This is a genomic window from Carnobacterium inhibens subsp. inhibens DSM 13024 (genome assembly GCF_000746825.1).
Taxonomy (GTDB): domain Bacteria; phylum Bacillota; class Bacilli; order Lactobacillales; family Carnobacteriaceae; genus Carnobacterium_B; species Carnobacterium_B inhibens.
This window is the reverse complement of the sequence record NZ_JQIV01000006.1, coordinates 888,853-912,729: the sequence shown is the minus strand read 5'-3', so window position 1 is coordinate 912,729 and position 23,877 is coordinate 888,853. Positions and strand designations below refer to the sequence as shown.

The 23,877-nt window shown below is 35.3% G+C and carries 25 protein-coding genes; 23 read left to right on the top strand and 2 right to left on the bottom strand.

The window, feature by feature from the left end; translation table 11 throughout:
* Positions 1–452 precede the first annotated feature (452 nt).
* Positions 453–1,130 (bottom strand): type 1 glutamine amidotransferase, encoded by a 678-nt coding sequence (locus BR65_RS05510; RefSeq protein ID WP_034537193.1) that lies wholly within the window; start codon positions 1,128–1,130, stop codon positions 453–455.
* Between the two features lies 1 nt (position 1,131).
* Entirely contained in the window at positions 1,132–2,481 is a 1,350-nt protein-coding gene (locus tag BR65_RS05505; protein ID WP_034537191.1) for a Mur ligase family protein, read from the bottom strand.
* 237 nt (positions 2,482–2,718) lie between these two features.
* Between BR65_RS05505 and BR65_RS05500 the strand changes: the two genes are divergently transcribed.
* From BR65_RS05500 to BR65_RS05390, 23 genes are all read left to right on the top strand, one after another.
* Positions 2,719–3,300, top strand: coding sequence for a thymidine kinase (locus BR65_RS05500; protein WP_023178642.1), 582 nt, complete (start codon positions 2,719–2,721; stop codon positions 3,298–3,300).
* A 67-nt stretch (positions 3,301–3,367) separates the two neighbouring features.
* The gene (prfA, locus tag BR65_RS05495) at positions 3,368–4,444 is read left to right on the top strand and encodes a peptide chain release factor 1 (RefSeq protein WP_034537189.1); all 1,077 of its coding nucleotides are present in this window, start codon (positions 3,368–3,370) and stop codon (positions 4,442–4,444) included.
* Positions 4,434–5,282 carry a peptide chain release factor N(5)-glutamine methyltransferase gene (gene prmC / locus BR65_RS05490; protein WP_034537188.1) on the top strand — a complete coding sequence of 283 codons (849 nt, stop codon included), beginning with the start codon at positions 4,434–4,436 and terminating at the stop codon, positions 5,280–5,282. The genes prfA and prmC overlap by 11 nt, the downstream gene beginning before the upstream one ends.
* 58 nt (positions 5,283–5,340) lie before the next feature.
* Positions 5,341–6,360: an L-threonylcarbamoyladenylate synthase gene (locus BR65_RS05485; RefSeq protein WP_023178638.1), complete on the top strand. Its 1,020-nt coding sequence runs from the start codon at positions 5,341–5,343 to the stop codon at positions 6,358–6,360.
* Between the two features lie 49 nt (positions 6,361–6,409).
* Positions 6,410–7,651, top strand: coding sequence for a serine hydroxymethyltransferase (gene glyA / locus BR65_RS05480; protein WP_280512916.1), 1,242 nt, complete (start codon positions 6,410–6,412; stop codon positions 7,649–7,651).
* 134 nt (positions 7,652–7,785) lie between these two features.
* Entirely contained in the window at positions 7,786–8,415 is a 630-nt protein-coding gene (gene upp / locus BR65_RS05475) for a uracil phosphoribosyltransferase (protein ID WP_023178635.1), read from the top strand.
* A 795-nt stretch (positions 8,416–9,210) separates the two neighbouring features.
* Positions 9,211–9,954: a F0F1 ATP synthase subunit A gene (gene atpB / locus BR65_RS05470; protein ID WP_034537183.1), complete on the top strand. Its 744-nt coding sequence runs from the start codon at positions 9,211–9,213 to the stop codon at positions 9,952–9,954.
* 78 nt (positions 9,955–10,032) lie between these two features.
* The gene (gene atpE / locus BR65_RS05465; RefSeq protein WP_007720713.1) at positions 10,033–10,245 is read left to right on the top strand and encodes a F0F1 ATP synthase subunit C; all 213 of its coding nucleotides are present in this window, start codon (positions 10,033–10,035) and stop codon (positions 10,243–10,245) included.
* A gap of 110 nt (positions 10,246–10,355) precedes the next feature.
* Complete coding sequence (atpF, locus tag BR65_RS05460; RefSeq protein ID WP_034537182.1) at positions 10,356–10,871, top strand: F0F1 ATP synthase subunit B; 516 nt, start codon at positions 10,356–10,358, stop codon at positions 10,869–10,871.
* Positions 10,858–11,400 carry an ATP synthase F1 subunit delta gene (gene atpH, locus BR65_RS05455; RefSeq protein ID WP_023178629.1) on the top strand — a complete coding sequence of 181 codons (543 nt, stop codon included), beginning with the start codon at positions 10,858–10,860 and terminating at the stop codon, positions 11,398–11,400. The genes atpF and atpH overlap by 14 nt, the downstream gene beginning before the upstream one ends.
* Positions 11,401–11,424: 24 nt before the next feature.
* On the top strand, positions 11,425–12,972 hold the full coding sequence (gene atpA, locus BR65_RS05450; protein ID WP_023178627.1) for a F0F1 ATP synthase subunit alpha: 1,548 nt from the start codon (positions 11,425–11,427) through the stop codon (positions 12,970–12,972).
* A gap of 15 nt (positions 12,973–12,987) precedes the next feature.
* On the top strand, positions 12,988–13,902 hold the full coding sequence (locus tag BR65_RS05445; protein ID WP_034537181.1) for a F0F1 ATP synthase subunit gamma: 915 nt from the start codon (positions 12,988–12,990) through the stop codon (positions 13,900–13,902).
* 20 nt (positions 13,903–13,922) lie between these two features.
* Positions 13,923–15,329 (top strand): F0F1 ATP synthase subunit beta, encoded by a 1,407-nt coding sequence (gene atpD, locus BR65_RS05440; protein WP_023178624.1) that lies wholly within the window; start codon positions 13,923–13,925, stop codon positions 15,327–15,329.
* Between the two features lie 12 nt (positions 15,330–15,341).
* Positions 15,342–15,764 carry a F0F1 ATP synthase subunit epsilon gene (locus BR65_RS05435; RefSeq protein ID WP_023178622.1) on the top strand — a complete coding sequence of 141 codons (423 nt, stop codon included), beginning with the start codon at positions 15,342–15,344 and terminating at the stop codon, positions 15,762–15,764.
* Between the two features lie 161 nt (positions 15,765–15,925).
* On the top strand, positions 15,926–16,159 hold the full coding sequence (locus tag BR65_RS05430) for a DUF1146 family protein (RefSeq protein ID WP_023178621.1): 234 nt from the start codon (positions 15,926–15,928) through the stop codon (positions 16,157–16,159).
* Between the two features lie 139 nt (positions 16,160–16,298).
* Positions 16,299–17,609, top strand: a complete 1,311-nt coding sequence (murA, locus tag BR65_RS05425) for a UDP-N-acetylglucosamine 1-carboxyvinyltransferase (protein ID WP_023178619.1) — start codon at positions 16,299–16,301, stop codon at positions 17,607–17,609.
* Between the two features lie 414 nt (positions 17,610–18,023).
* Positions 18,024–19,016 (top strand): rod shape-determining protein MreB, encoded by a 993-nt coding sequence (gene mreB / locus BR65_RS05420; RefSeq protein WP_023178617.1) that lies wholly within the window; start codon positions 18,024–18,026, stop codon positions 19,014–19,016.
* An 18-nt stretch (positions 19,017–19,034) separates the two neighbouring features.
* The gene (locus tag BR65_RS05415; RefSeq protein ID WP_023178616.1) at positions 19,035–19,238 is read left to right on the top strand and encodes a DNA-directed RNA polymerase subunit beta; all 204 of its coding nucleotides are present in this window, start codon (positions 19,035–19,037) and stop codon (positions 19,236–19,238) included.
* Positions 19,239–19,360: 122 nt separating this feature from the next.
* Positions 19,361–19,753, top strand: coding sequence for a hypothetical protein (locus BR65_RS05410; RefSeq protein ID WP_023178614.1), 393 nt, complete (start codon positions 19,361–19,363; stop codon positions 19,751–19,753).
* 191 nt (positions 19,754–19,944) lie between these two features.
* Positions 19,945–20,280: a single-stranded DNA-binding protein gene (locus tag BR65_RS05405; RefSeq protein WP_034537180.1), complete on the top strand. Its 336-nt coding sequence runs from the start codon at positions 19,945–19,947 to the stop codon at positions 20,278–20,280.
* Positions 20,281–20,671: 391 nt separating this feature from the next.
* Entirely contained in the window at positions 20,672–21,544 is an 873-nt protein-coding gene (locus BR65_RS05400) for a 3D domain-containing protein (RefSeq protein ID WP_034537178.1), read from the top strand.
* Between the two features lie 185 nt (positions 21,545–21,729).
* Entirely contained in the window at positions 21,730–22,446 is a 717-nt protein-coding gene (locus tag BR65_RS05395; protein WP_023178608.1) for a response regulator transcription factor, read from the top strand.
* Complete coding sequence (locus BR65_RS05390) at positions 22,443–23,852, top strand: sensor histidine kinase (protein WP_023178606.1); 1,410 nt, start codon at positions 22,443–22,445, stop codon at positions 23,850–23,852. Before BR65_RS05395 ends, BR65_RS05390 begins: the two co-directional genes overlap by 4 nt.
* Positions 23,853–23,877 lie beyond the last annotated feature (25 nt).

Sequence of the window (23,877 nt, the reverse complement as noted above, 5' to 3'; positions counted from 1 at the left end):
CAAATCTACGGGCTTTTAAAATTTTTGGAAGGACATACATATTTCCCAGACTCTTTCTATTTGAATACTCCGCTGTTATTTTATGTCCACTTCATCATTATTCATATAGATATGTGAGAGAACTTAAGTTAATAGAGTTGTACTCTATATTCCAGAGAGAAAAGACAAAGAATAGCGAGTAAGGGCATTCTATAAAACATTTTAGAAAGAAAAAGATTGGAGAATCTGAAGTAAAGACGTTCTATCTAACATTCCAGAGAGAAAAGAGTCGCGGAATCTGAACTAGAGGTGTTCTATCCCACATTCTAGGAAGAAAAGAGCTGCGGAATCTGATCTAGAGGTATCTCATAAGCAACACATAGGCTAAAGGAAATGTTTTATTAACACTAGAAGGTGAATATTAAAAAAAGAAGCAGAAAAAATGATACATCCATTTTTTCTGCTCTTATTGTTTAATCAAATAATTCTTCTGCTTCTTTAGGGAATCGTTTTTTTACTGCTTCTTTCAAAATACGATCAGTTAATGTTGTATTTCTAACTAATAAGGGACCATGGAAGTATGAACAGTAGGTTTGCTTATAATGAGCACCTTCTGTTTTATCTTCGCCATTATTGCCATAACCCATTTCAACAACACCCAAAGGTTTAACGCCTTCACCAAGAAAAGTACGACCATTATGGTTTTCAAAACCTTTATAGGTTTCGCCAAAATCATCATTTTTGATAACAATATCACCAATAAAGCGATTGTCATCTTGATTCAAGGTGTAGTGGTTCAAAGCACCGATACCGTTGATTCTATTTCCAGCAGCATCTACGTAATAGTGACCCAATAACTGGAAGCCGCCACAAATGCCGACTGTAACACCATCATTTTCGATGTATTCAGTAATAGCCTCTTTTTTAGCTTGGATATCTTTTGAAACAATCCGTTGTTCAAAGTCTTGTCCACCACCGAAGAAAACCAAATCATATTTATCTGCATCAAAAGGGTCATTTAAACTAACGATTTCAATATTAAAGTTGATACCTCTTTTTTTAGCACGGTGTTTTAACATTAATAAGTTGCCGTTATCCCCATAAGTATTTAATAAATCTCCATAAAGATGACAAACATTTAATTCAATCATATTACATACCTCCCTCAATATAGCCTTGGTTTGCTAACTCTTTGCGCAATTGTAAGACAGCTGTATAAGTAGCTAGGACGTATATTTTTTTCGTTGGAGCATTTTTAAAGTTTTTGATGATTTCAGGTATAGTCGGAATAACTTGAAGCTCTTCTTCTGGAATGCCCGCTACTTCTAAACGTGCTGTAATATCTTCTACACGCTCACCACCAACAGTGACTTGTTTGATATCCATTTCTGTTACGATCTCATAATTGGCATCCCAGATCCAACTGACATCTGTTCCATCTGCATAATTAGCATTTAGAATAGAAACAAGCGAGAAAGGTTCAGGAGTTAGTTTGATCATATCTAAAACTTGATTCAACCCAACAGGATTTTTAACTAAGTTGATCGTAATTTCTTTATCATCGATCTGGATGACTTCTTGACGTCCAAAAACGCGTTTTGATGCAGCAAATCCAGCACGAATTTGATCAGTAGAAACATCCAATATACGGCCAACACTATAAGCAGCTAAAGCATTATAAATATTGTATTGTCCGCCGATTTTAATTTCGAAGTCTTCTCCTTCAATTTCAAAACGAGAAGACTCGTGATCCATGTGCGTTAAGTCTGTTAAGCGATATGTTAGGTCAGGACGTTTAAAATCACAATTCGGACAATAATACTTTCCTAAGTTGCTATAAGTTAAGAATTTATAATGCAAAATATTATTGCAGTGAGGGCATAATACGCCATCCGTATTGTAATGAGCTTTTAATTCTCCATCTGGGAGATGATCAAAACCAAAGTAAACACGTTTATTGACGGTTTCTTTTGAATTGAAAATTGGAGCGTCCCCATTGCTCACAATCAAAGCATCAGGAGCTAACGCTGCACCATTCAGCATCATTTGATAAGTGGTATAAATTTCACCATATCGATCCATTTGATCACGGAAAACATTTGTAAAAACAATGGCTTTCGGTTTGATGTATTTTGTTACATGAATCAAACTAGCTTCATCTACTTCAAGAACAGCAGCTTTTTTCTTATTGTTGTTTGTATAAGAATGGTGTTCAAGAAAAGTTGAGATGATTCCTTGCAGCATATTTGCGCCAGTAGGATTTGTAATGATTTCAGGATATTTTTGTTTTAAAACTTGATAAGTCAAAGCCGTTGTCAGTGTTTTACCGTTTGTTCCGGTTACGATAACCACGTCATAATTTCTTGATAAAGTGCCTAATACGGTAGGATCTAATTTTTGTGTCAGTTGACCAGGATAACTACTTCCGCCTTTAAGGAACGTATGAAGCCCCCATTTAGTTGTTTTTCCTACTGCAATGGCAAATGTGCTACGTATACTCAATTGAGTTTCCTCCAATTACTAAAAATACTTTTTTTGCTACTTTGATATTCTAGCACATATTTCTTGTGAAATTGTTAAAATTGCCTAACTTGTTCATTTTTAAAGGCAAATTTAATCTCTTTTCTATCATTCGATGTAAAGAGCATCGTTCATTAATAGGAAGAGAGGCTTCACTTTTACTTTTTTTTAACGTATAATTCATAATGGATTCCTACAAGAGAAATGAGGAAAAACGAGATGGCTCAACTTTTTTTTAAATACGGTGCAATGAACAGTGGAAAGACGATTGAAATTCTAAAAGTAGCATATAATTATGAAGAACAAAACAAACCAGTAGCAATTATGACCAGCGGATTAGATGATCGTGACGAGATTGGTGTAGTATCCAGTCGAATCGGATTGAGACGCGAGGGAATTGCTATATTCGAAGAAACGAATGTTTTTGAAACCATTCAAGCGTTGGACTACGTTCCCGCTTGTGTGTTGATTGATGAATCACAATTTCTAAAGAAAGAACACGTGCTTCAGTTGGCTCATATCGTGGATGAATTAGATATTCCAGTTATGGCATTTGGCTTGAAAAATGATTTTAAAAATGAATTATTTGAGGGATCACAGTATCTGTTACTATACGCGGACAAAATAGAAGAAATGAAAACTATTTGTTGGTATTGCCATAAAAAAGCAACCATGAATATGCGTATGATCGATGGAAAGCCCGTTTATGCTGGAGAACAAATTCAAATAGGGGGAAATGAAAGTTATTTCCCTGTATGTCGTAAACATTACTTCAATCCAATAATAAAGGACGACTTATAGCGTTCTTGGTGTTGTAAAACAAACGACACAATGATGCAGCAGGCTTAGAAGAAAAGGAGAATAACCCATGTTTGATAGATTGGAAAGCGTTGAAGGACGTTATGAAGAATTAAATGAATTATTAAGTGACCCAGAGGTTGTCAGCGATACAAAACGACTAATGAAATTAACGAAAGAAGAAGCAGCTATTCGTGAAACGGTAACTACCTATCGTCGTTACAAAGAAGTCAGTCGAGATATTGCAGACACTGAAGAAATGCTTGGTGAAAAATTAGATGCTGAAATGGCTGAAATGGCAAAAGAAGAATTAAATGATTTAAAGAAAGAAAAAACAGAAATCGAAGAAGCCATGAAAGTCCTTATGTTGCCAAAAGATGAAAATGATGACCGTAATATCATTATGGAAATCAGAGGAGCAGCTGGTGGAGATGAAGCACAATTATTTGCTGGGACTCTATTTAACATGTATCAAAAATACGCTGACGCACAAGGTTGGAAAACTGAAGTCTTAGATGCCAACATTACGGGCATTGGCGGATACAAAGAAATTACCTTAATGATCACTGGAGACAATGTTTATTCTAAGTTGAAGTATGAAAATGGTGCTCACCGAGTACAACGTGTCCCTGCAACAGAATCGCAAGGCCGTATCCATACATCAACAGCAACTGTAGTTGTTATGCCTGAAGCTGAAGAAGTTGAATTAGATTTGCCAGACAAAGATATTCGGACAGATATCTATCACGCAAGTGGAGCCGGCGGACAGCACGTTAATAAAACAGCCTCTGCCGTACGTTTGACTCATTTACCTACAGGAATTGCTGTAGCGATGCAAGATGAACGTTCGCAAATCAAAAACCGCGAGAAAGCGATGAAAGTATTGCGTGCCAGAGTATACGATCATATACAACAAGCGGCTCAAAGTGAATACGATGCTGAACGGAAATCAGCTATTGGAACAGGAGATCGTTCAGAACGAATCCGTACGTACAATTTCCCGCAAAGCCGCGTAACTGATCACCGTATTGGATTGACGATTCAAAAATTAGATCAAATTTTATCTGGTAAATTAGATGAAATTATTGATGCTTTGATTTTGAATGATCAAACAGCCAAAATGGAGCAATTGCAACATGAAGAGTAAGACAACTTATAGAGAAGTCCTGAAATGGGCTTCTTCTTTTTTAGAAACTTGTAAGAGAGAGCCCATTGCTGCAGAACTTTTACTAAGAGAACGCCAAGACTGGTCTAAAACAGACATCATGATGCATTTAAATGATGAAATCCCCTCTGATGTGAAGCATCAATTGTTAAAAGATGTATCCGATCATGGCTCGGGAATTCCGGTCCAGCAGATAGTAGGATATGGATGGTTTTACGATCGTAAGTTTAAAGTGACAAAAGACACGTTAATTCCACGACCTGAAACGGAAGGAATCGTGGATATTTTTTTAAAGGAAACCAGAGCAAATCAAAAATTATCGGTTTTGGATATTGGAACGGGAACAGGGATCATTGGCATTACAATTAAAAAGGAACGTCCGCTTTTTGATGTAACTGCAACCGATCTGTCTTCTAAAGCATTGAAAGTAGCTAAAGAAAATGCGGAGGTTCTAGATGCAGATGTTCGGTTGTTGGAAGGTGATTTAACAGAACCTGTAAAATCAGAAACATTCGATGTCATTATTTCGAATCCGCCTTATATTTCAAATGATGAAGTTCGTTATATGGATGAAAGTGTTTTGCACTATGAACCACATCTTGCTTTATTTGCTGAAAACAATGGGTTAGCTATTTATCAAAGATTAGCTAAAGAGACGCCTGCTATTTTAAATCCAGGCGGTGAAATTTTATTAGAGATTGGCTTTAAGCAAGGAAAAAAAGTTCAAGAACTGTTCCAGTCAGCTTTTCCAACAGCTAATGTGACAATTGAAAAAGATATGAGCGGCAATGATCGACTAATCAGAGTTAAAACAAACTAAATAAAAATAGTTAATTACACCATCAAATGATTTTTTTGAAATGAACGGAGGAATGACTGTGGAGACTATTATCTATCAACCCTCAGAAGTGCTTAAAGCAGCTCTTAAACTAAAACAAGGTGAACTGATTTCTTTTCCTACAGAAACCGTTTATGGATTAGGGGCAGATGCAACGAATGAAGCAGCAGTGAAAAAAGTCTACTCAGCAAAAGGGAGACCAAGTGACAATCCTTTGATCGTACATGTTGCAGCAATAGATGAAGTTGAACAATATATAAAAGAAATGCCAGAAAAGGCTATGAAATTAATGAACGCTTTTTGGCCAGGACCATTAACAATAATTTTTAAAGTTAAAGAAGATGCTTTTGGCCCCACCGTTACGGCTGGATTAGAGAGTGTGGCAATGCGCATGCCTAATAATGAATTAACGTTACAATTGATTCGTGAAACTGGAAAGCCGCTCGTTGGACCGAGTGCGAATACTTCTGGAAAACCAAGTCCGACAACAGCAAAACATGTTTTTCATGATTTAAAAGGAAAAATAGCAGGAGTGTTGGATGATGGGGAAACAGGAGTGGGATTAGAGTCGACTGTTTTGGATATGACAGATGCGGATAGGCCAATGATATTGAGACCGGGAGCAATGACTAAGGAAGATCTAGAGAGCGTCATTGGACCAGTTTTTATAGATAGACATTTGGTTTCAAGTGATGAAGTACCCAAGGCTCCAGGCATGAAATACAAACACTATAGTCCTAATGAGCCTGTGGTCATTGTTGATGGAGAACGTAATTTATGGGAAAAAGCTATTAAGACCTATAAAGAACAAGGAGAAAAAATTGGTCTTTTAGCGAACGAGGCCATTTTAGCTGAGCTTAAAGATGAAGTAAGTGCTGTCTATTCATTGGGTGAAAAAAATAGTATCCAAGAAGCTTCAAAAGGGTTGTACTCAGGATTAAGGTATTTTGAATCTACAGATGCTACATTGATTTTAGCTGAAGCGTATGAACAAATAGGCTTAGGTGAGGCTTATATGAATCGACTTAAAAAAGCAGCCGGTAATCATTTTTTTGAATAAACTTTAAGTAATCCGTAAATATTTATAAAAACTATTGAGGGATGTGGCCATTATGAACAACAAAAATTTTGATAAAGAGTTATTTGATGCAATTGAAAAAGAAAGCACTCGCCAAGAGAGAAATATTGAATTGATTGCCTCAGAAAACTTCGTATCTGAAGCGGTACTTGCAGCTCAAGGAAGCATTTTAACAAACAAATATGCAGAAGGTTACCCTGGTAAACGATACTATGGTGGATGTGAATTTATTGATGTGATAGAAAACTTGGCCATTCTACGTGCGCAAGAACTATTTGGAGCAGAGTATGTAAATGTTCAACCACATTCAGGTTCTAGTGCAAATATGGCAGCTTTCAATGCTTTATTGACCCCGGGAGATAAAGTATTAGGTATGGATTTAACGCACGGTGGTCACTTGACTCATGGTTCTCCGGTAAACTTTAGTGGGAAAACGTATCATTTTGTTTCATATGGTGTAGATAAACAATCGGAAGAAATCGATTACGAAGTTGTGCGTAACTTGGCAGTTGAACATAAACCAAAATTAATCGTAGCTGGAGCGAGTGCTTATTCTCGTAAAATCGATTTTGCACGTTTTAGAGCTATTGCAGATGAAATAGGAGCTTATTTAATGGTCGACATGGCTCATATCGCAGGATTAGTTGCTGCTGGACTACACCAAAACCCAGTCCCTTTTGCAGATGTTGTGACAACGACAACGCATAAAACACTAAGAGGCCCACGAGGTGGGATGATTTTGGCTAAAGAAGAATATCGTAAAGCTTTAAACAGTGCTATTTTCCCGGGTATTCAAGGTGGCCCATTAGAACATGTTATTGCAGCCAAAGCTGTTGCATTTAAAGAAGCTGCTGCTCCAGAGTTTAAAGAGTATGCTGCTCAAATCATTAAAAATGCTAAAGCAATGGAACAAGTGTTGGGTTCGTCAAAAGGTCATTTAATCAGTGGCGGAACAGATAATCATTTATTGTTGTTTGATGTGACAAATTTTGGCTTGAATGGAAAAGAAGCAGAAGTTCTATTAGATAAAGTAGGAATCACGGTAAATAAAAATACGATTCCATTTGAAACGTTAAGCCCGTTTAAAACGAGTGGTATTCGAATTGGAACACCTGCTATCACAACTCGAGGCTTTGATGAAGCTGATTCTAAAAAGGTTGCAGAATTGATCATTGAAACATTAACGGCCAATGGAGAAGAAGACAAGATGAGAGATATTCAAACGCAAGTTTATCAGTTAACAGCTGATCACCCTCTACACCAAACCAACTAAAGTTACAAAGCAACTCATTCAGCAAATAAAGTGCGCTAAAAATAAAGAAAAAACACTAAAATGGTAGCACAATCGGCTAATATCCTTTACAATAGAAATGTTTGAAAAATAATAGTAAATGAGGGCTGAATAAAATGTCGAAAGTTCAAGTTATGGATCATCCATTAATCCAACATAAATTAACCATTCTTCGCGATAAGAATACTGGTACGAAAGATTTTAGAGAAGCAGTTAACGAAATTGCACGTTTAATGGCATTTGAGGTCTCAAGAGATATGCCTTTACAAGATGTGGAAATTGAAACGCCTTTAGTAAAATCTATTCAAAAAGAATTAGCTGGTAAAAAGGTTGCGATTATCCCAATTCTAAGAGCTGGATTAGGTATGGTCGATGGAATGTTAGATTTAATTCCTGCAGCAAAAGTTGGACACGTAGGAATGTACCGTGATCATGAAACTTTAGAACCGGTAGAGTATTTTGTGAAATTACCATCGGATATCAATGAACGTCAATTACTAGTGGTTGACCCAATGCTTGCTACAGGCGGATCAGCTATTGCTGCTATTGATTCATTGAAAAAACGTGGTGCTTCAACCATCAAATTTGTCTGTCTAGTTGCAGCTCCAGAAGGTGTGGAAGCTTTAGAACAAGCACACCCTGATGTAGAAATTTATACAGCAGCATTAGATGAACGCTTAGACGAAAATGGATACATTATACCAGGACTAGGTGACGCTGGAGATCGATTATTTGGAACTCTTTAATCAATAAAGTACGAAGATCCATTTTTTCTGCTGTTTTTATTAAATAATGCAGCTAAAAAGAACGTAAACAAAAGACTAAGTGTCTTCTCTGTTTACGTTCTTTTTTTGTACAGCAAAGATTTTTTTAGTAATTCTAGTGAAAAATAAATAATAAGGATAAAACTCATCTCATTTTTGAAAAGAAAAAGCATAAAAAAATTCCTTTAGAAGACTGAAAAAAGACAAAAATGAGGCGGCTGTATTTTGCGCTCTTAAAAAGAACAGTGAAAGATAGAGGAATGAAATCAAAAAAAAGAGATAAAATGAGGATTAAATGGAAAATAAAGTAAAAGATTAACCAATTTAAAAATTAAAGACATAAATGAGCACCTTAAAATTGTCATTATAAAAAAATGAGAATAACGTAAAGATAAAATTCGGTATTGAACTTTTTAATCATAAGATGCAGAATAGGTAATGGTATTTTTTGAAAACCCTTTGGAAACCGCATAGATTCAACGGATTGTTGAAAAATAGAATTGTTTTTCATTTTCTTTTGTATTTTAAATCGAATGGTGGTATGATAACGAATGCCAGTGAAAAAAAGAGAAATTATTTTTGGATATAGTCAGTATTTTTTACATCGCTAGATAAATGGAAGTGAGTTTAGGCCTAATCCATTTAAATAGGAAAGAAAACTGTTCTATGCTAAAATAGGCATGTGAAATTAGTGAAGATCACATTTTTTCGCAAGACGTGTTTTTCAAATTTTCCTGTTTGCTATTATAGATTTTAATATGGAAAGAGGTGAACGTTGTGGATCACGAAAATCCGATTGTTACATTTTTGGGGTTAGATTTTAATGTCACCAATATGATTGTAACAGTATCAGCGTGCGTGATTGTATTCTTGATTGCGTTTATTTGTACGAGAAATTTACAAATTAAGCCAACAGGTAAGCAGAACTTTATAGAGTGGGTAGTTGATTTTGTTGGAAACATTGCGACAAGTGCAATGTCTAAACAACAAGGTGAGAGGTTTAAGTTATTAGGTTTTACAATTTTAACCTTTGTATTTGTGTCAAATATGATGGGGCTGCCGTTAATTCTTACTGTTGACCATTATCAAATGTGGAAAAGTCCAACTGCTGATCCAGTTATTACGTTGACGTTAGCAGCAATGGTTATTGTTATGACACATTATTTTGGTGTACAAGAACAAGGGGTCAAGAATTACTTTATGAATAGCTTTGTTAGACCAGTTCCATTCTTATTTCCAATTAAGATTTTTGAAGAGTTTACAAACACGTTAACTTTAGCTCTTCGTCTTTATGGAAATATTTATGCCGGGGAGATCTTATTAGGATTGATTGCCTCTTTAGCTCAAAGTAAAGGAGTCTTTACTTGGGTAATTGGTATTCCTTTAGAAATGGCATGGCAAGCCTTCTCCATATTTATCGGAAGTATCCAAGCTTTTGTTTTTACAACACTGACGATGGTATATCTTTCTCATAAAGTTGAACATGAAGAAAGCACAGATCACATTAAAGAAGCATCATAAGTTCGTTAAATTAATATAGGTACCTAAATGGAATAATAAAAAAATACAGCATTATATTTAATAGGAGGAAAATAAATTATGGGTTTAATAGGAGCAGCAATCGCAGTAGCAGGAGCAGCTATTGGAGCAGCACTTGGATCAAGTAAAGTTGTAGCAAAAACAATCGAATCAATCGCACGTCAACCAGAAATGAAAGGTCAATTACAAACATTAATGTATATTGGGGTTGGTTTAGTAGAAGCAATTCCTATCATGGCTGTTGTTATCGCCTTTATCTTAGTTTTCCAATAAAAAACACCAATTAAAATGAAACTTTAAAAATTAACAGGTAGAGATAGCTAAAAACCTCTCTACCTGTTCTTTTAGAGGGTCAGTGAAGTATGGATGAAGGAGTGTGAAAAATGGTTAGTCTATTAGTTGTAGGTCAAATAACAGCTGGTGATTCAATCGTTACGTTGGTCTCGTTTTTACTATTAATGGTGGCATTAAAGATGGTTGCTTGGAAACCTTTAATGGCAATGATGGAAAAACGTGAACAATTGATAGCAGGGAATATTGACGATTCTGAGTTAGCTAAATTAGAAGCAGACCGATTACTTAAAGAACAACAACAACAATTAGAAGATACAAGAACTAAAGCAAGTGCAATTATTGAACAAGCTAGAGATACAGCTGATAAAGTGGAACGAGAACAATTAGCAGCTGCTAAAGTAGAAATAGCTCGTTTGAAAGAAGAAGCTAAGAAAACAATAGAATTAGAAAGAAAACAAGCATTAGCTGGTGCACAAAATGATATCAGCCGTCTATCTATGGATATTGCTGAGAAATTAATTGGAAAAGAATTATCTAAAGAAGGGCATGCTGAATTAATAGAAGAGTACATTGAAAGGTTGGCGAATAGTAATGAAATTAAATAGAAATATGAATAATCGCCAAATTGCAGATGTCTTTTATCAAGATTCTAAAGAAAAAGGAACCGTTGACGTTGCATTTGATAATATGATGGATGTTCGCCAAGTTTTAGAAGAAGTTCCTAATTTAGGAAGCATTTTAGTAGACCCGAGGTTAGAAAAATACAAACGGGATCATCTTCTTTCAGATTTGATCAAACAGTTTTCAATTAATACTCAAAGCTTTTTCCATATGCTGTATGACTATAATTTGATTAGTGATATTCGAGATATTGTAAATGAATTTGAAAAAATCTATGATTATAAAAATAGGACGGTAGTTGCTAAAGTCATTACGGCAGTTCAACTAACCGATGATCAAGAGGCACGTTTAATAGACGTTATGAAATTAAAATTAGATGCAAAAAAAGTATTGTTGCATACGATCGTTGATAAGCATGTTCTAGGCGGAGTAGTTATAGAAGCTGAAAGCCAAGTGTATGACGGGAGCATTCGATCTAATTTCGAGGCATTAGAAAAGCAACTGATTCGATAAAGGAAGTTATGAGGTGAGTTATTTATGGGCGTAAAAGCAGAAGAAATTAGTTCACTAATTAAAAAGCAAATTGCAAGTTATCAAAGTGAATTAGTAATAGATGAAGTAGGTACAGTTAGTTACGTAGGTGATGGAATCGCTCGTGCTTATGGATTAGAAAACGCAATGTCAGGAGAACTATTGGAATTTGCTGATGGTACTTTTGGTATGGCACAAAATTTAGAAGTAAATGATGTAGGGATCATCATCCTAGGAGAATTTACTGGTATACGTGAAGGCGATATCGTTAAACGTACTGGTCGAATTATGCAAGTTCCAGTTGGAGAAGCAATGATTGGACGTGTAGTAAATCCTCTTGGACAACCTATTGATGGTTTGGGAGAGATTATTACGACTAAAACTCGACCAATTGAAGCAGAAGCTCCAGGAGTTATGGATCGTCATTCGGTTAATGAACCTTTACAAACAGGGATCAAAGCAATCGATGCATTGGTACCAATTGGTCGTGGACAACGTGAATTAGTTATTGGTGACCGTAAAACAGGGAAAACCAGCTTAGCAATCGACACGATTTTAAATCAAAAAGGCCAAGATACGATTTGTATTTATGTAGCAATTGGTCAAAAAGAATCAACTGTCCGTAATCAAGTAGAAACATTAAGAAGACATGGCGCTATGGATTATACGATCGTTATGACAGCAAGTGCATCTCAACCTGCTCCATTGCTATACATTGCTCCTTATGCTGGATCAGCTCTGGGAGAAGAATTCATGTACAATGGAAAACACGTTTTGATTATCTTTGATGACTTAACGAAACAAGCAGCAGCTTACCGTGAACTGTCGCTCTTATTGCGTCGTCCGCCAGGCCGTGAAGCTTATCCAGGAGACGTATTCTATTTGCATTCTCGCTTATTAGAACGTGCTGCTAAATTGAGTGATAAATTAGGTGGCGGTTCAATGACTGCTATTCCATTTGTTGAAACTCAAGCAGGAGATATCTCTGCGTATATCCCTACAAACGTTATTTCTATTACAGATGGACAAATCTTCTTAGAAAGCGATTTGTTCTACTCTGGTATCCGACCTGCAATTGCAGCTGGATTATCTGTTTCCCGTGTTGGGGGATCTGCTCAAATCAAAGCAATGAAAAAAGTTTCAGGAACTTTGCGTTTAGATTTAGCAAGTTTCCGTGAATTAGAAGCATTTACACAATTCGGTTCAGATCTAGATGCTGCAACTCAAGCTAAATTAAACCGTGGACACCGTACAGTTGAAATTCTAAAACAAGGCTTGCATGAAACAATTGCTGTTGAAAAACAAGTCATGATTTTATATGCTTTAACACATGGTTTCATAGATACAGTTCCAGTAAGTGAATTAGGCCGTTTTGAAGCTCAATTCTATGATTTCTTAGATAATCAGCATAATGAAATTTTAGAAGAAATAGTAGAAACAAAGGATTTGCCAAGAACTGAAAAATTGGATGCTGTCATCAATGAATTCATTACTAATTTTTTCACTAATTATATTGACTCTTCAGCTGATGCAAACAGCGAACAAACCAATTAAAGGCGGTGAAGAATAATGACAGCCTCTTTAAATGAAATTACAAAAAAAATAAGTTCCACAAAAAAGACCAGTCAAATCACGAATGCCATGCAAATGGTATCCGGTGCTAAATTGTCTAAAGCGGAAGATACAGCTGCTGGCTTTCAAGTTTATTCTGAAAAAGTACGAGAGATCGTCACTCACCTAGCGCATAATCAACTTGCTTTAATAGAAAATGAAATGATTGGAACCAATTCTCCATCAAATATCGACTTTCACGATATGTTAGTAGAACGTCCCATTAAGAAAACGGGCTACATCGTTATCAGCTCAGATAAAGGATTAGCTGGCGGGTACAACAGCTCAGTAATCAAATCTACAGTTGATATGATCACTAAAGACCACTCATCTCCAGATGAGTATGTATTTATGGCTGTGGGAGCAACAGCTGCTGATTTTTTTAAAGCCAGAGGAATGAATGTAGCATATGAGCTGAATGATATTAGTGATCAGCCTACATTTGAAGAAGTACGTTCAATTGCGAGAACAGCAACTGAAATGTATAAAAATGAAGTCTTTGATGAGTTGTACGTTTGCTACAATCATCATGTGAACACGATCATGTTCACATACAGAGCTGAAAAAATGCTGCCTCTATCAGACTTAGATGTAACAGAAACAAAAGATTATGAAAAAGATTATATCTATGAACCTTCTAAAGAAGAAATTTTAGATATCATATTGCCTCAATATGCTGAAAGTCTAATATACGGAGCTATTCTAGATGCTAAAGCTGCTGAACATGCAGCCCGTATGACAGCTATGAAAGGCGCAACAGATAACGCAAAAAACATTATTGATGATTTAACGATTCGTTATAATCGTGCACGTCAAGCCGCTATAACGGAAGAAATTACGGAAATCATAAGTGGTGCTTCAGCGTCTAAGTAAGTTAATGGGAGGAAAATCGAATGAGTATTGGTCATATTGTTCAAGTTATAGGACCTGTTGTGGATGTAGAATTTCCAGTAAACGATACTATGCCTGAAATTAATAATGCTCTCATTGTTGAAAAAAACAAGAGTAAGAATGAAACAGTTGTCTTAGAAACGGCTTTATTACTAGGAAATGGTGTTATCAGAACGATTGCAATGCAATCGACTGATGGCTTGCAACGTGGAATGAGCGTTGTTGATACTGAAAAAGCTATCTCAGTACCAGTAGGAGAAGAAACATTAGGGCGTATGTTTAATGTCTTGGGAGAAACAATCGATGAAAAAGAACCGTTTCCAGAGGATGCACAACGTCACCCTATTCACCGTAATGCTCCAGTATTTGATGAATTAAGCAGCAATACTGCTATTCTAGAAACTGGAATTAAAGTTATTGATTTACTAGCACCTTATTTAAAAGGTGGGAAAATTGGATTGTTCGGTGGTGCCGGAGTAGGTAAAACCGTTTTGATCCAAGAGTTGATTCATAACATTGCAGAAGAACATGGTGGGATCTCAGTATTTACCGGTGTTGGTGAACGTACTCGTGAAGGGAATGACTTGTATTTCGAAATGCAAGATTCTGGAGTTATCAAACGTACAGCAATGGTATTCGGTCAAATGAATGAGCCGCCTGGTGCTAGAATGCGTGTAGCATTAACAGGATTAACGATTGCTGAATACTTCCGTGATGAAGTTGGGCAAGATGTACTATTGTTTATTGATAACATTTTCCGATTTACACAAGCTGGTTCTGAAGTATCTGCATTGCTTGGCCGTATGCCATCAGCAGTAGGGTACCAACCAACTTTGGCAACTGAAATGGGTCAATTACAAGAACGAATCACCTCAACAAGTAAAGGATCAATTACTTCTATCCAAGCGATCTATGTACCAGCGGATGACTATACTGACCCAGCGCCAGCAACTGTTTTCGCCCATTTAGATGCAACAACCAACTTGGAACGTAAATTAACTGAACAAGGTATTTATCCAGCGGTAGATCCTTTAGCATCAACTTCTAGTGCTCTATCACCTGAAATTGTTGGGGAAGAACATTATAAAGTAGCTACAGAAGTTCAACAATTGTTGCAACGTTACCGTGAATTGCAAGATATTATTGCGATTCTGGGGATGGATGAATTATCTTCAGATGAAAAAATCGTTGTATCTAGAGCTAGACGTATCCAATTTTTCTTATCTCAAAATTTCCATGTGGCTGAAGCCTTTACTGGTTTGCCTGGTTCATATGTTCCGGTTGAAGAAACAGTACGTGGATTTAAAGAAATCATTGATGGACGTTACGACCATTTACCAGAAGATGCTTTCCGTAATGTAGGAAGAATCGAAGAAGTTGTGGCTAAAGCAGAGTCTATGGGTTACTAGGAGGTAAATGAGATGAGCGAAATGCAAGTGAACATTGTTACACCTGCTGGAATCGTCTACAATCACCGTGCAAAAAGTGTAATTGCAAAAGCGGTGGATGGAGAAATTGGTATTTTAGCAAATCATATACCAATCATTGTACCTCTTACTATCCATGCTGTTCGTGTTCAACGGGTTTCAGTGGATACTGAAGACTGGATTGCTGTAAATGGCGGTGTAATGGAAGTTAGAGACAATGTTTGTTCCATTATTGCAGATAGTGCTGAACGTGCAAGAGATATTGATGTGGAAAGGGCTTTTGAAGCTAAACAACGTGCAGAAGAAGAATTGCACAAAACAGAAGCCATTGAAAATAATAGTCATTCGAAACGTGCAGAGATTTCGTTAAGAAAAGCTGTCAATCGAATTACTGTATCTAAACACAATAAACGCTAATAAAAAAAGTTGAAATAAAGCAGCTGCGCTGTATTTATTTCAACTTTTTTGTTTAAGAATTAAAAATTATACTATATTACAATTTAAAGACACTATAAATATTTTTTTTTCTTCTTTTATGTTAGTATTATAATGAATTAGAAAGGGAGATGGATCAGTAAATGAACTTTTTAGGTGTTCAATCTTTAATTGCTATTATATCTCATTTGTTTTTTATTTTGCTTACCTTTTGGGCATTAAAAGGAATACGCATCGAAAATACGATGAAAAAAAATAATATTGGGCAGGCTCGAGTCCTTTATTTATTTGTGTCTATAGCTATTGGGTATACAGTGAGTACGTTTTTCATTGAATTTATTCTATCTTCACAAAATCTTATCTTCTTATTTTATTAAGAATTAAATAAATTTAGAACAAATCAAATGTTAAGTTTGTACCTTCACATAACTTCATGCTATAATATTAAATGTTGTCTTGTACTATTTACCTCACACAGTTGTGATAAAGGCAATGAAAATTTTGGAGGGATACTACATGGAAAAGATTGTCGTTCGAGGTGGAAAGCACCTAACCGGAACAGTTAAAGTAGAAGGGGCAAAAAATGCCGTATTGCCTATTTTAGCTGCTACAATATTAGCAAGTAAGGGACAAAGTAAATTAACTAATGTTCCAATATTATCTGATGTATTTACTATTAATCAAGTCTTAAGCCATTTAAATTTAACTGTAAACTTTGATCAAACTAAAAAAGAAATTGAAATAGACGCTACAAAAGAATTACATTTTGAAGCTCCGTTTGAATACGTAAGCAAAATGCGTGCATCTATCGTAGTTATGGGACCTTTATTAGCTCGTTTAGGTCATGCAAAGGTTGCTCTTCCAGGTGGTTGTGCAATTGGGACACGTCCAATAGATCTCCATTTAAAAGGATTTGAAGCAATGGGTGCTGAGGTACATATCGAAAATGGATATATCGAAGCATTTGCGGATAGATTAAAAGGAGCTCACATATACTTAGATTTTCCAAGTGTTGGAGCTACACAAAACATTATGATGGCTGCTACACTGGCTGAAGGAACTACTACAATTGAAAACGTTGCTCGGGAACCAGAAATCGTTGATTTAGCAAACTTCTTAAATCGTATGGGAGCTAAGGTCGTTGGTGCTGGCACTGAAAGTATTCGTATCGAAGGTGTAACTGAATTAACAGGTGCAGAACATAGCATTATACCAGACCGTATTGAAGCGGGTACCTTTATGATTGCCGCTGCAGTTACTAAAGGAAATGTCTTTATTGAAGATGCTGTTGCTGAACACAACAAACCTTTAATTTCGAAATTAAAAGAAATGGGTGTTCAATTTGAAGACGAAGATAACGGATTACGTGTTATCGGTCCTGATAAATTAAAAGCTACAGATGTAAAAACAATGCCACATCCCGGTTTTCCAACTGACATGCAAGCACAAATGACGATTGCGCAAGTTTTTGCTGAAGGAACAAGTACAATGAAAGAAACAGTATTTGAAAACCGTTATATGCACATGGAAGAATTGCGTCGCATGAATGCGGAGTTTAAAGTTGAAGGGCAAACACTAGTTATTTACGGACCAACAGAATTACAAGGTGCTGAAGTAGCAGCAACAGATCTTAGAGCAGCAGCTGCTTTGATCATAGCTGGTTTAGTTTCAAAAGGATATACAAGAGTAACACATCTAGAATACCTAGATCGTGGATACTATGAATTCCATAAAAAATTACAAGCTTTAGGCGCAGATGTAGAAAGAATTGATGAAGCAGTAGAAAGTACAATGACCGAAACTGAGTTTGAAGGATTATTTTCTTAAAAAATCGTTTCTAACATTATGCTATTATTAAAAAACTAAGTCTTATAAAGCAAACACTTAAAAGTGGTACTTTATAAGACTTAGTTTTTTATTTTATTATTTTCAGTCTTGCGAGTCAAAAAACTGCAAAGTCTAGACGTTTCGATAGCTTTTTTACATACAATTTATTTATTCTAGAAAAAAATTCACTTGAAACATCAACAAACTAGATCATACGACTATTTTTTTTCACTCTTATATAACTGAACACCAATTGAAGTAATCTTTGAAACGTTAAATTTATTTAAATGTCTTTAATTCAGCGTTTAAGAATGAAACGACTTATGCTATAATAGGAAATTAGATGGCTACTTTATTTTATAAGACAAGTATGCCTATGATGAACGAACAAGAGCTTGAGAGGAGAAACAAGTAATGGCTAGAGATATAGGGATAGATTTAGGTACAGCCAATGTATTGATTCATGTAAAAGGAAAAGGCATAGTTTTAAATGAGCCTTCAGTCGTTGCAATTGATACCACTACAAAACGTGTTTTAGCAGTCGGAGAAGAAGCCTACTTAATGGTTGGACGTACACCCGGAAACATTCGTGCAATTCGTCCATTACAAGGAGGAGTTATTGCTGACTTTGATATAACAGAAGCAATGCTGACTCACTTTATTAATAAATTAAATGTTAAAGGCTTTTTATCAAAACCAAATATTTTGATTTGCTGCCCTACAAATATAACAACAATTGAACAAAAAGCGATTATCGAAGCTGCTGAAAAAAGCGGTGGAAAAAATGTCTTTCTTGAAGAAGAACCTAAAGTAGCTGCAATTGGTGCTGGAATGGATATCTTCCAACCAAGTGGAAATATGGTTATTGATATTGGTGGCGGTACAAGTGATATTGCCGTTCTTTCAATGGGTGGAATTGTAACTAGCCGCTCTCTAAAAGTTGCCGGAGATCAACTAGATAATGAAATTACACAATTTGTCAAAAAAACACATAAATTATTGATTGGTGAACGTACAGCTGAAACAATCAAAAAAGAGATCGGAACAGTTTTCCCTGGTAAAAGAGACGATTCAATGGAGGTTAGAGGCCGCGATATGATTACTGGTTTACCTAGAACCATTACTATCACATCTGATGAAGTCCAAAAAGCAACAGCTGAATCAATGATGATGATCGTTCAACAAGCTAAAGATGTATTGGAACAAACTCCTCCTGAATTATCAGCAGATATCATCGACCGTGGGGTCATTTTAACTGGTGGTGGTGCTTTATTGGATGGTATTGATCAATTATTCGCTGAACAATTGAAAGTTCCTGTCTTTGCTGCTGAACAACCATTAGATTCTGTTGCTTTAGGAACAGGTATCTTATTGGAAAATATGACTAAAAAGAACCGTAAATTTTAGAAAAAGTGAGGTAAACCCATGACTAAGGAAAAAATAGTACTTCAAATAGTCACATTTGTATTAAAGATTCTACTTGTGATTATCTTGATTGCTCTTGCTTTTGTTGTTGGAGCGATGATTGGTTATGGAGTATTAGGCGATGGTAACCCATTTGCTGTTTTTGAAAAAGAAACATGGGTACACATTTTCAGTTACTTTACGAAACCTACAATAGTCAACTAGTTCCATCCCTTGTACGAAATAAAATATTAAACACCCTAATAATTGAATTAAATTCTATTTTTAGGGTGTTTTTTTATCAAAAATTATGATGAAGCAGCTATTTTTTTAGGGGGAGTCTACATATGTCCATTACAGTTGTACGTCGTACTGGTTTAATAGGTACCATACTAAAAATGACGATAAAAATAAATGGTGAAAGAGTTGCAAAAATAGCAAATGGTCAGAAGTTGGAAATGTCTATTCCTAATAATGTTGTGCAAATATGTGTCACGCAATCCGGAGTTAAAAGTAATACCATAGAAGTTAAAGATGGTGAACGAGTTCAAATAAAGTCCAATAAATGGAGTAATAGAATCTATGTTTTATATTATATTATTTTTATTACCGGTCTATTTACTTCGAATTCATTATATAAATCTATTGCTTTATTAGTGATCTTACTGTTAGGTTTTATTTTGTTGTTTATTGTAAATGCTTTTCAACTGACCATTTTAGATGATGAAACAACGATTTAGTGGAAACCCTTTGAAATAGATAGTTTTTAATCTAATAAATAAAAAAGTTCTCTTTTATACTAAACAGCTTAAGAAATAAAACTGTTTACTGTAAAGGAGACTTTTTTTTATTTTTTGATGAATAAGCAATAAAGTAAATCAATAAAAAATGCAGATAGTAAAAAAGAATACACTAAAAAGGAGGAAAAAAAATGAATCAAATAGGTTTGGTTGGACGTTTAGTAAGAGAAGTAGAACTTAAAAAGATAGGAGAAGATAGAGTTGTCATCAACAATACTTTAGCAGTAGCTAAAAGGAGCAAAAAAGAGAATGGTACTCAAGCTGATTTTATTCCTATTGTTGCATGGGGAAACGTGGCAAAATTAATACAGCTTTACTGTGAGAAAGGACATATGATCGGTGTTACAGGAAGAATTCAATCAAGATCATATATCAATAAAGAAGAAGAGACCATTTTTACTGTAGAAATGGTTGTAGAGGAAGTTTATTTCTTACAAAATAAAAAAGCAGAGCCCATTACAGGATAAAAAAACGGAACATATGATGTCACATAGCTGTAACAATTAGGGCTGAACTACTGAAAAACAGAAAAGTAAACGCATAAAATAATTCGGCCTTGTAATATAACATTAATAAAATCTGACATTAGAAAAACAAACTAGTCTATTAAATGAATAAGAAATTAGAAAAGCGTAAAAAATGAAATGCTGTATTAAAGGGGTTCATTCTAATAAGTTGAAAGATTATGAGAAGAATTCTGTATAAATAAGTTAGTTGAATATTCAGAACAATTACTTTTTTATCAATGGAAACGATATTAAAAAATGGTGTGTTACAGTTGTTTAATTCTCAAGTAACCTGCCTCTATTTCGTACGTGATACGATAACATCCGTATTGAATTAGGAGGAAATTATCTAATGAAGAAAACAGTTGTAATAATTATTGCCTTATTTGGATTGGCAGTGGGAACGACACATATTACTAGTGCGTTAGCTGCTCAAAATGAAGTGACATCCAACACATCTAATGGAATAGATTTAATAAATGGAACTAAAAAAGCAACCAACGTTCAGATGCAAAATGGAACAGATGAGTTAATTGCTGACAGGAGTGACAGTCAAACAGTTGTAGAAACTTTAGCAACGACTCTACCATTTGAAGAAAAGATGGTAAAGCCCATTAGTTTAGAAGAGAGGACAGAAAGTCACGACGTAATCGATACTGTTCATTACACCATAAAATCTGGTGATACACTTGAGAACATCGCAACTGCTTTTGAAGTAAAAGTGGAAGAATTGGTAGGATGGAATGAATCTTTATCTGAAGAAACTCATTTACAGATTGGTGATGAAATTAATATAGAAACTGATTTAGATCCTGAAACAATTGATCCGCAAAAAGTTGTATGGGAAAGTGAAGAACAAGTAAAAGAAGAAATCATACTTCCGGAATCACCAGCTACTGAAGAGAACATAGAAGGGTCAGCCCTTAACACCAGTAATGGTGAAGAAACAATAACAGTAGTAGCTACAGCATATAGCCGAAACCAACCTTCATTAACGAATATTACAGCTACAGGAATAGATCTAAGAGAAAATTCTCAAGTCATTGCTGTTGATCCTAATGTGATCCCTTTAGGGTCTAAAGTTTATGTAGAAGGTTATGGAGAAGCGATTGCTGGAGATACTGGAAGTGCCATTATTGGAAACCGAATTGACTTGCACATGGAAAGCATGGATCAATCATTTGCATGGGGTATTCAAGAAGTTGAATTAACTATTTTAAATTAAGAGTGAATAGAATCGCGGCAGTTGCCTTGATTCTATTTTTTTATCTAAACTTCTAGTTTAAAATAAGTATTGTTCTTTTTGAATAAAAGATGAAGAATCAAAGATGATTTTGTAAGTTGCTTTAGTTGCAAGGGGAAAAAGGGTATAATAAAAGAGAGGAATTTTAAAAAGAAAGAAGGCATTTCATGAATATATTAATGATTGAAGACAATCAATCCGTATGCGAAATGATGGAAATGTTTTTCATGAAAGAAGAATGGAAAGCAACTTTTATCCAAGACGGTAAAGAAGGATTAGATACTTTTTTAAAGGATCCTCAAAGCTGGGACTTGATTACGCTTGACTTGAATTTACCAAGCATGGATGGCATGCAGATTTGTCGTGAAATGCGCAAAGTTTCTAAAATGATTCCGATTATCATGTTGACGGCCAAAGACTCTGAAAGCGACCAAGTGATCGGTCTCGAAATTGGAGCCGATGATTATGTAACAAAGCCTTTTAGTCCATTAACACTGATTGCACGCATAAAAGCTTTATATCGTCGCGCAGACTTGTTGCATGATGAATCCGATAAAGTAGACGTTAAAGCTTATGAAGTTGAAACCAAGTACCTTAAAATGGATAAGAGAACACGTGAAGCTATTCTATATGACAAACCAATTGAAAATTTAACACCTAAGGAATTTGAGTTGTTATACACGATGGCTAAGAGTCCTAGACAAGTCTTTTCAAGAGAACAACTTTTGACTATTGTATGGGATTATGAATATTTTGGTGATGAGCGAACAGTAGATGCTCATATAAAAAAATTGCGTCAAAAAATCGATAAAACAGGTCCACAAATCATTCAAACTGTTTGGGGAGTAGGGTATAAATACGATGATTCTGGAGTTACCTCATGAGAATAAATTATTTTTATCAACAGATGTTAGCTTTTTTTGCAGTAGTGATGACAGTTTTGATCATACTTGGGTTTTCATTTTTGCAATTTGCTCGAAGTACTGCTTATCGCAGTACGGAAAAACAATTATTCGGTTATGCTGAAGCTTTAATAGATGAGGACCTACAAACGGATAAAATAGAAAATGGACAAGTTATTTTAAAAAATCAAGGTGTATCGATTTTTGTATTTGATCATACGGATACGATGACTTATCCTAGTACAACTCAAAATTATATAAGTGGTATTTCAGATAGTGACCTAGAAAAATTGAAAAATGGCGAACCTATTACATTAACGCAAAGAAATACAGACTTCTTTGGTAATCAAATCAACACGGCTATTGTTTATCAGCCTTTTTTTACCCAAAGTACAGGTGATTTTTATGGATTTATAGCTGTAAGCGCACCTATTAGCACAATTGAAGCTAATCTAAAAGATATTCGAAATAACCTGTTTAGTGCGTTTATTTTTTCTGTTCTAGGCGCTACAGTGGCAAGTTATTTCTTTGCTAAGTTTCAAGTAAACCGTATCAACCGTATTCGGAGTGCAACACATAAAATAGCAAAAGGTGATTTTAATGTTCACCTTGAAAATAAAGAAATGGATGAATTTGATGATTTAGCAGCTGATTTCAACACTATGGTCGATTCTTTAAAAAGTTCTCAAGAAGAAATCGAGCGTCTAGAAAATCGGCGAAGACAATTTATGGCGGATGCTGCTCATGAAATGCGCACACCTTTAACAACGATTAATGGACTGCTAGAAGGAATCGAGCATGATATGATTCCAGAAAATCAAAAGCAACGCAGTGTTCAATTGATGCAAAATGAAACACGTCGGTTGATTCGTTTAGTGAATGAAAATTTAGATTACGAAAAAATTCGTTCCAATCAAATTAACTTACAAAAACAAACATTTAATGCTTTTGATGCATTAGAAATGATTATTGAACAATTAAAAGGGAAAGCAGAAGCTTCTGGTAATGAATTGCTCTTAAATTGTCCAAAAGATCTGACTTTGTTTGCCGATTATGATCGTTTTTCTCAGATTGTTGTCAATATTGTTCAAAATGCTATTCAATTTACAGAGAACGGAAAAATCAAGGTTACAGGGGAATTTGGCGAAAATAATGAAAGTATTATAAAAATCGCTGATTCTGGTATAGGAATGACGGCTGAAGAAGTTGAAAATATATGGGAACGTTACTATAAAGCTGATATCTCTAGAAAAAATACAAAATATGGTGAGTCTGGACTAGGGTTAGCTATTGTCCAACAACTCGTTAATTTACATGGTGCAAGAGTTTCAGTAGAAAGTATTGCCGGAGAAGGAACAACCTTTACCTTAGTTTTTCCACTAGAATAAAATAAGTCGGAAGTGAGCCACGCGG

Bases quoted from the DNA above. Each gene is read 5' to 3' on its own strand.
- BR65_RS05510 (WP_034537193.1), bottom strand. From the start codon at position 1,130: ATGATTGAATTAAATGTTTGTCATCTTTATGGAGATTTATTAAATACT.
- BR65_RS05500 (WP_023178642.1), top strand. From the start codon at position 2,719: ATGGCTCAACTTTTTTTTAAATACGGTGCAATGAACAGTGGAAAGACG.
- prfA (WP_034537189.1), top strand. From the start codon at position 3,368: ATGTTTGATAGATTGGAAAGCGTTGAAGGACGTTATGAAGAATTAAAT.
- prmC (WP_034537188.1), top strand. From the start codon at position 4,434: ATGAAGAGTAAGACAACTTATAGAGAAGTCCTGAAATGGGCTTCTTCT.
- upp (WP_023178635.1), top strand. From the start codon at position 7,786: ATGTCGAAAGTTCAAGTTATGGATCATCCATTAATCCAACATAAATTA.
- atpE (WP_007720713.1), top strand. From the start codon at position 10,033: ATGGGTTTAATAGGAGCAGCAATCGCAGTAGCAGGAGCAGCTATTGGA.
- atpF (WP_034537182.1), top strand. From the start codon at position 10,356: ATGGTTAGTCTATTAGTTGTAGGTCAAATAACAGCTGGTGATTCAATC.
- atpH (WP_023178629.1), top strand. From the start codon at position 10,858: ATGAAATTAAATAGAAATATGAATAATCGCCAAATTGCAGATGTCTTT.
- atpA (WP_023178627.1), top strand. From the start codon at position 11,425: ATGGGCGTAAAAGCAGAAGAAATTAGTTCACTAATTAAAAAGCAAATT.
- BR65_RS05445 (WP_034537181.1), top strand. From the start codon at position 12,988: ATGACAGCCTCTTTAAATGAAATTACAAAAAAAATAAGTTCCACAAAA.
- atpD (WP_023178624.1), top strand. From the start codon at position 13,923: ATGAGTATTGGTCATATTGTTCAAGTTATAGGACCTGTTGTGGATGTA.
- BR65_RS05435 (WP_023178622.1), top strand. From the start codon at position 15,342: ATGAGCGAAATGCAAGTGAACATTGTTACACCTGCTGGAATCGTCTAC.
- BR65_RS05430 (WP_023178621.1), top strand. From the start codon at position 15,926: ATGAACTTTTTAGGTGTTCAATCTTTAATTGCTATTATATCTCATTTG.
- murA (WP_023178619.1), top strand. From the start codon at position 16,299: ATGGAAAAGATTGTCGTTCGAGGTGGAAAGCACCTAACCGGAACAGTT.
- mreB (WP_023178617.1), top strand. From the start codon at position 18,024: ATGGCTAGAGATATAGGGATAGATTTAGGTACAGCCAATGTATTGATT.
- BR65_RS05415 (WP_023178616.1), top strand. From the start codon at position 19,035: ATGACTAAGGAAAAAATAGTACTTCAAATAGTCACATTTGTATTAAAG.
- BR65_RS05410 (WP_023178614.1), top strand. From the start codon at position 19,361: ATGTCCATTACAGTTGTACGTCGTACTGGTTTAATAGGTACCATACTA.
- BR65_RS05405 (WP_034537180.1), top strand. From the start codon at position 19,945: ATGAATCAAATAGGTTTGGTTGGACGTTTAGTAAGAGAAGTAGAACTT.
- BR65_RS05400 (WP_034537178.1), top strand. From the start codon at position 20,672: ATGAAGAAAACAGTTGTAATAATTATTGCCTTATTTGGATTGGCAGTG.
- BR65_RS05395 (WP_023178608.1), top strand. From the start codon at position 21,730: ATGAATATATTAATGATTGAAGACAATCAATCCGTATGCGAAATGATG.
- BR65_RS05390 (WP_023178606.1), top strand. From the start codon at position 22,443: ATGAGAATAAATTATTTTTATCAACAGATGTTAGCTTTTTTTGCAGTA.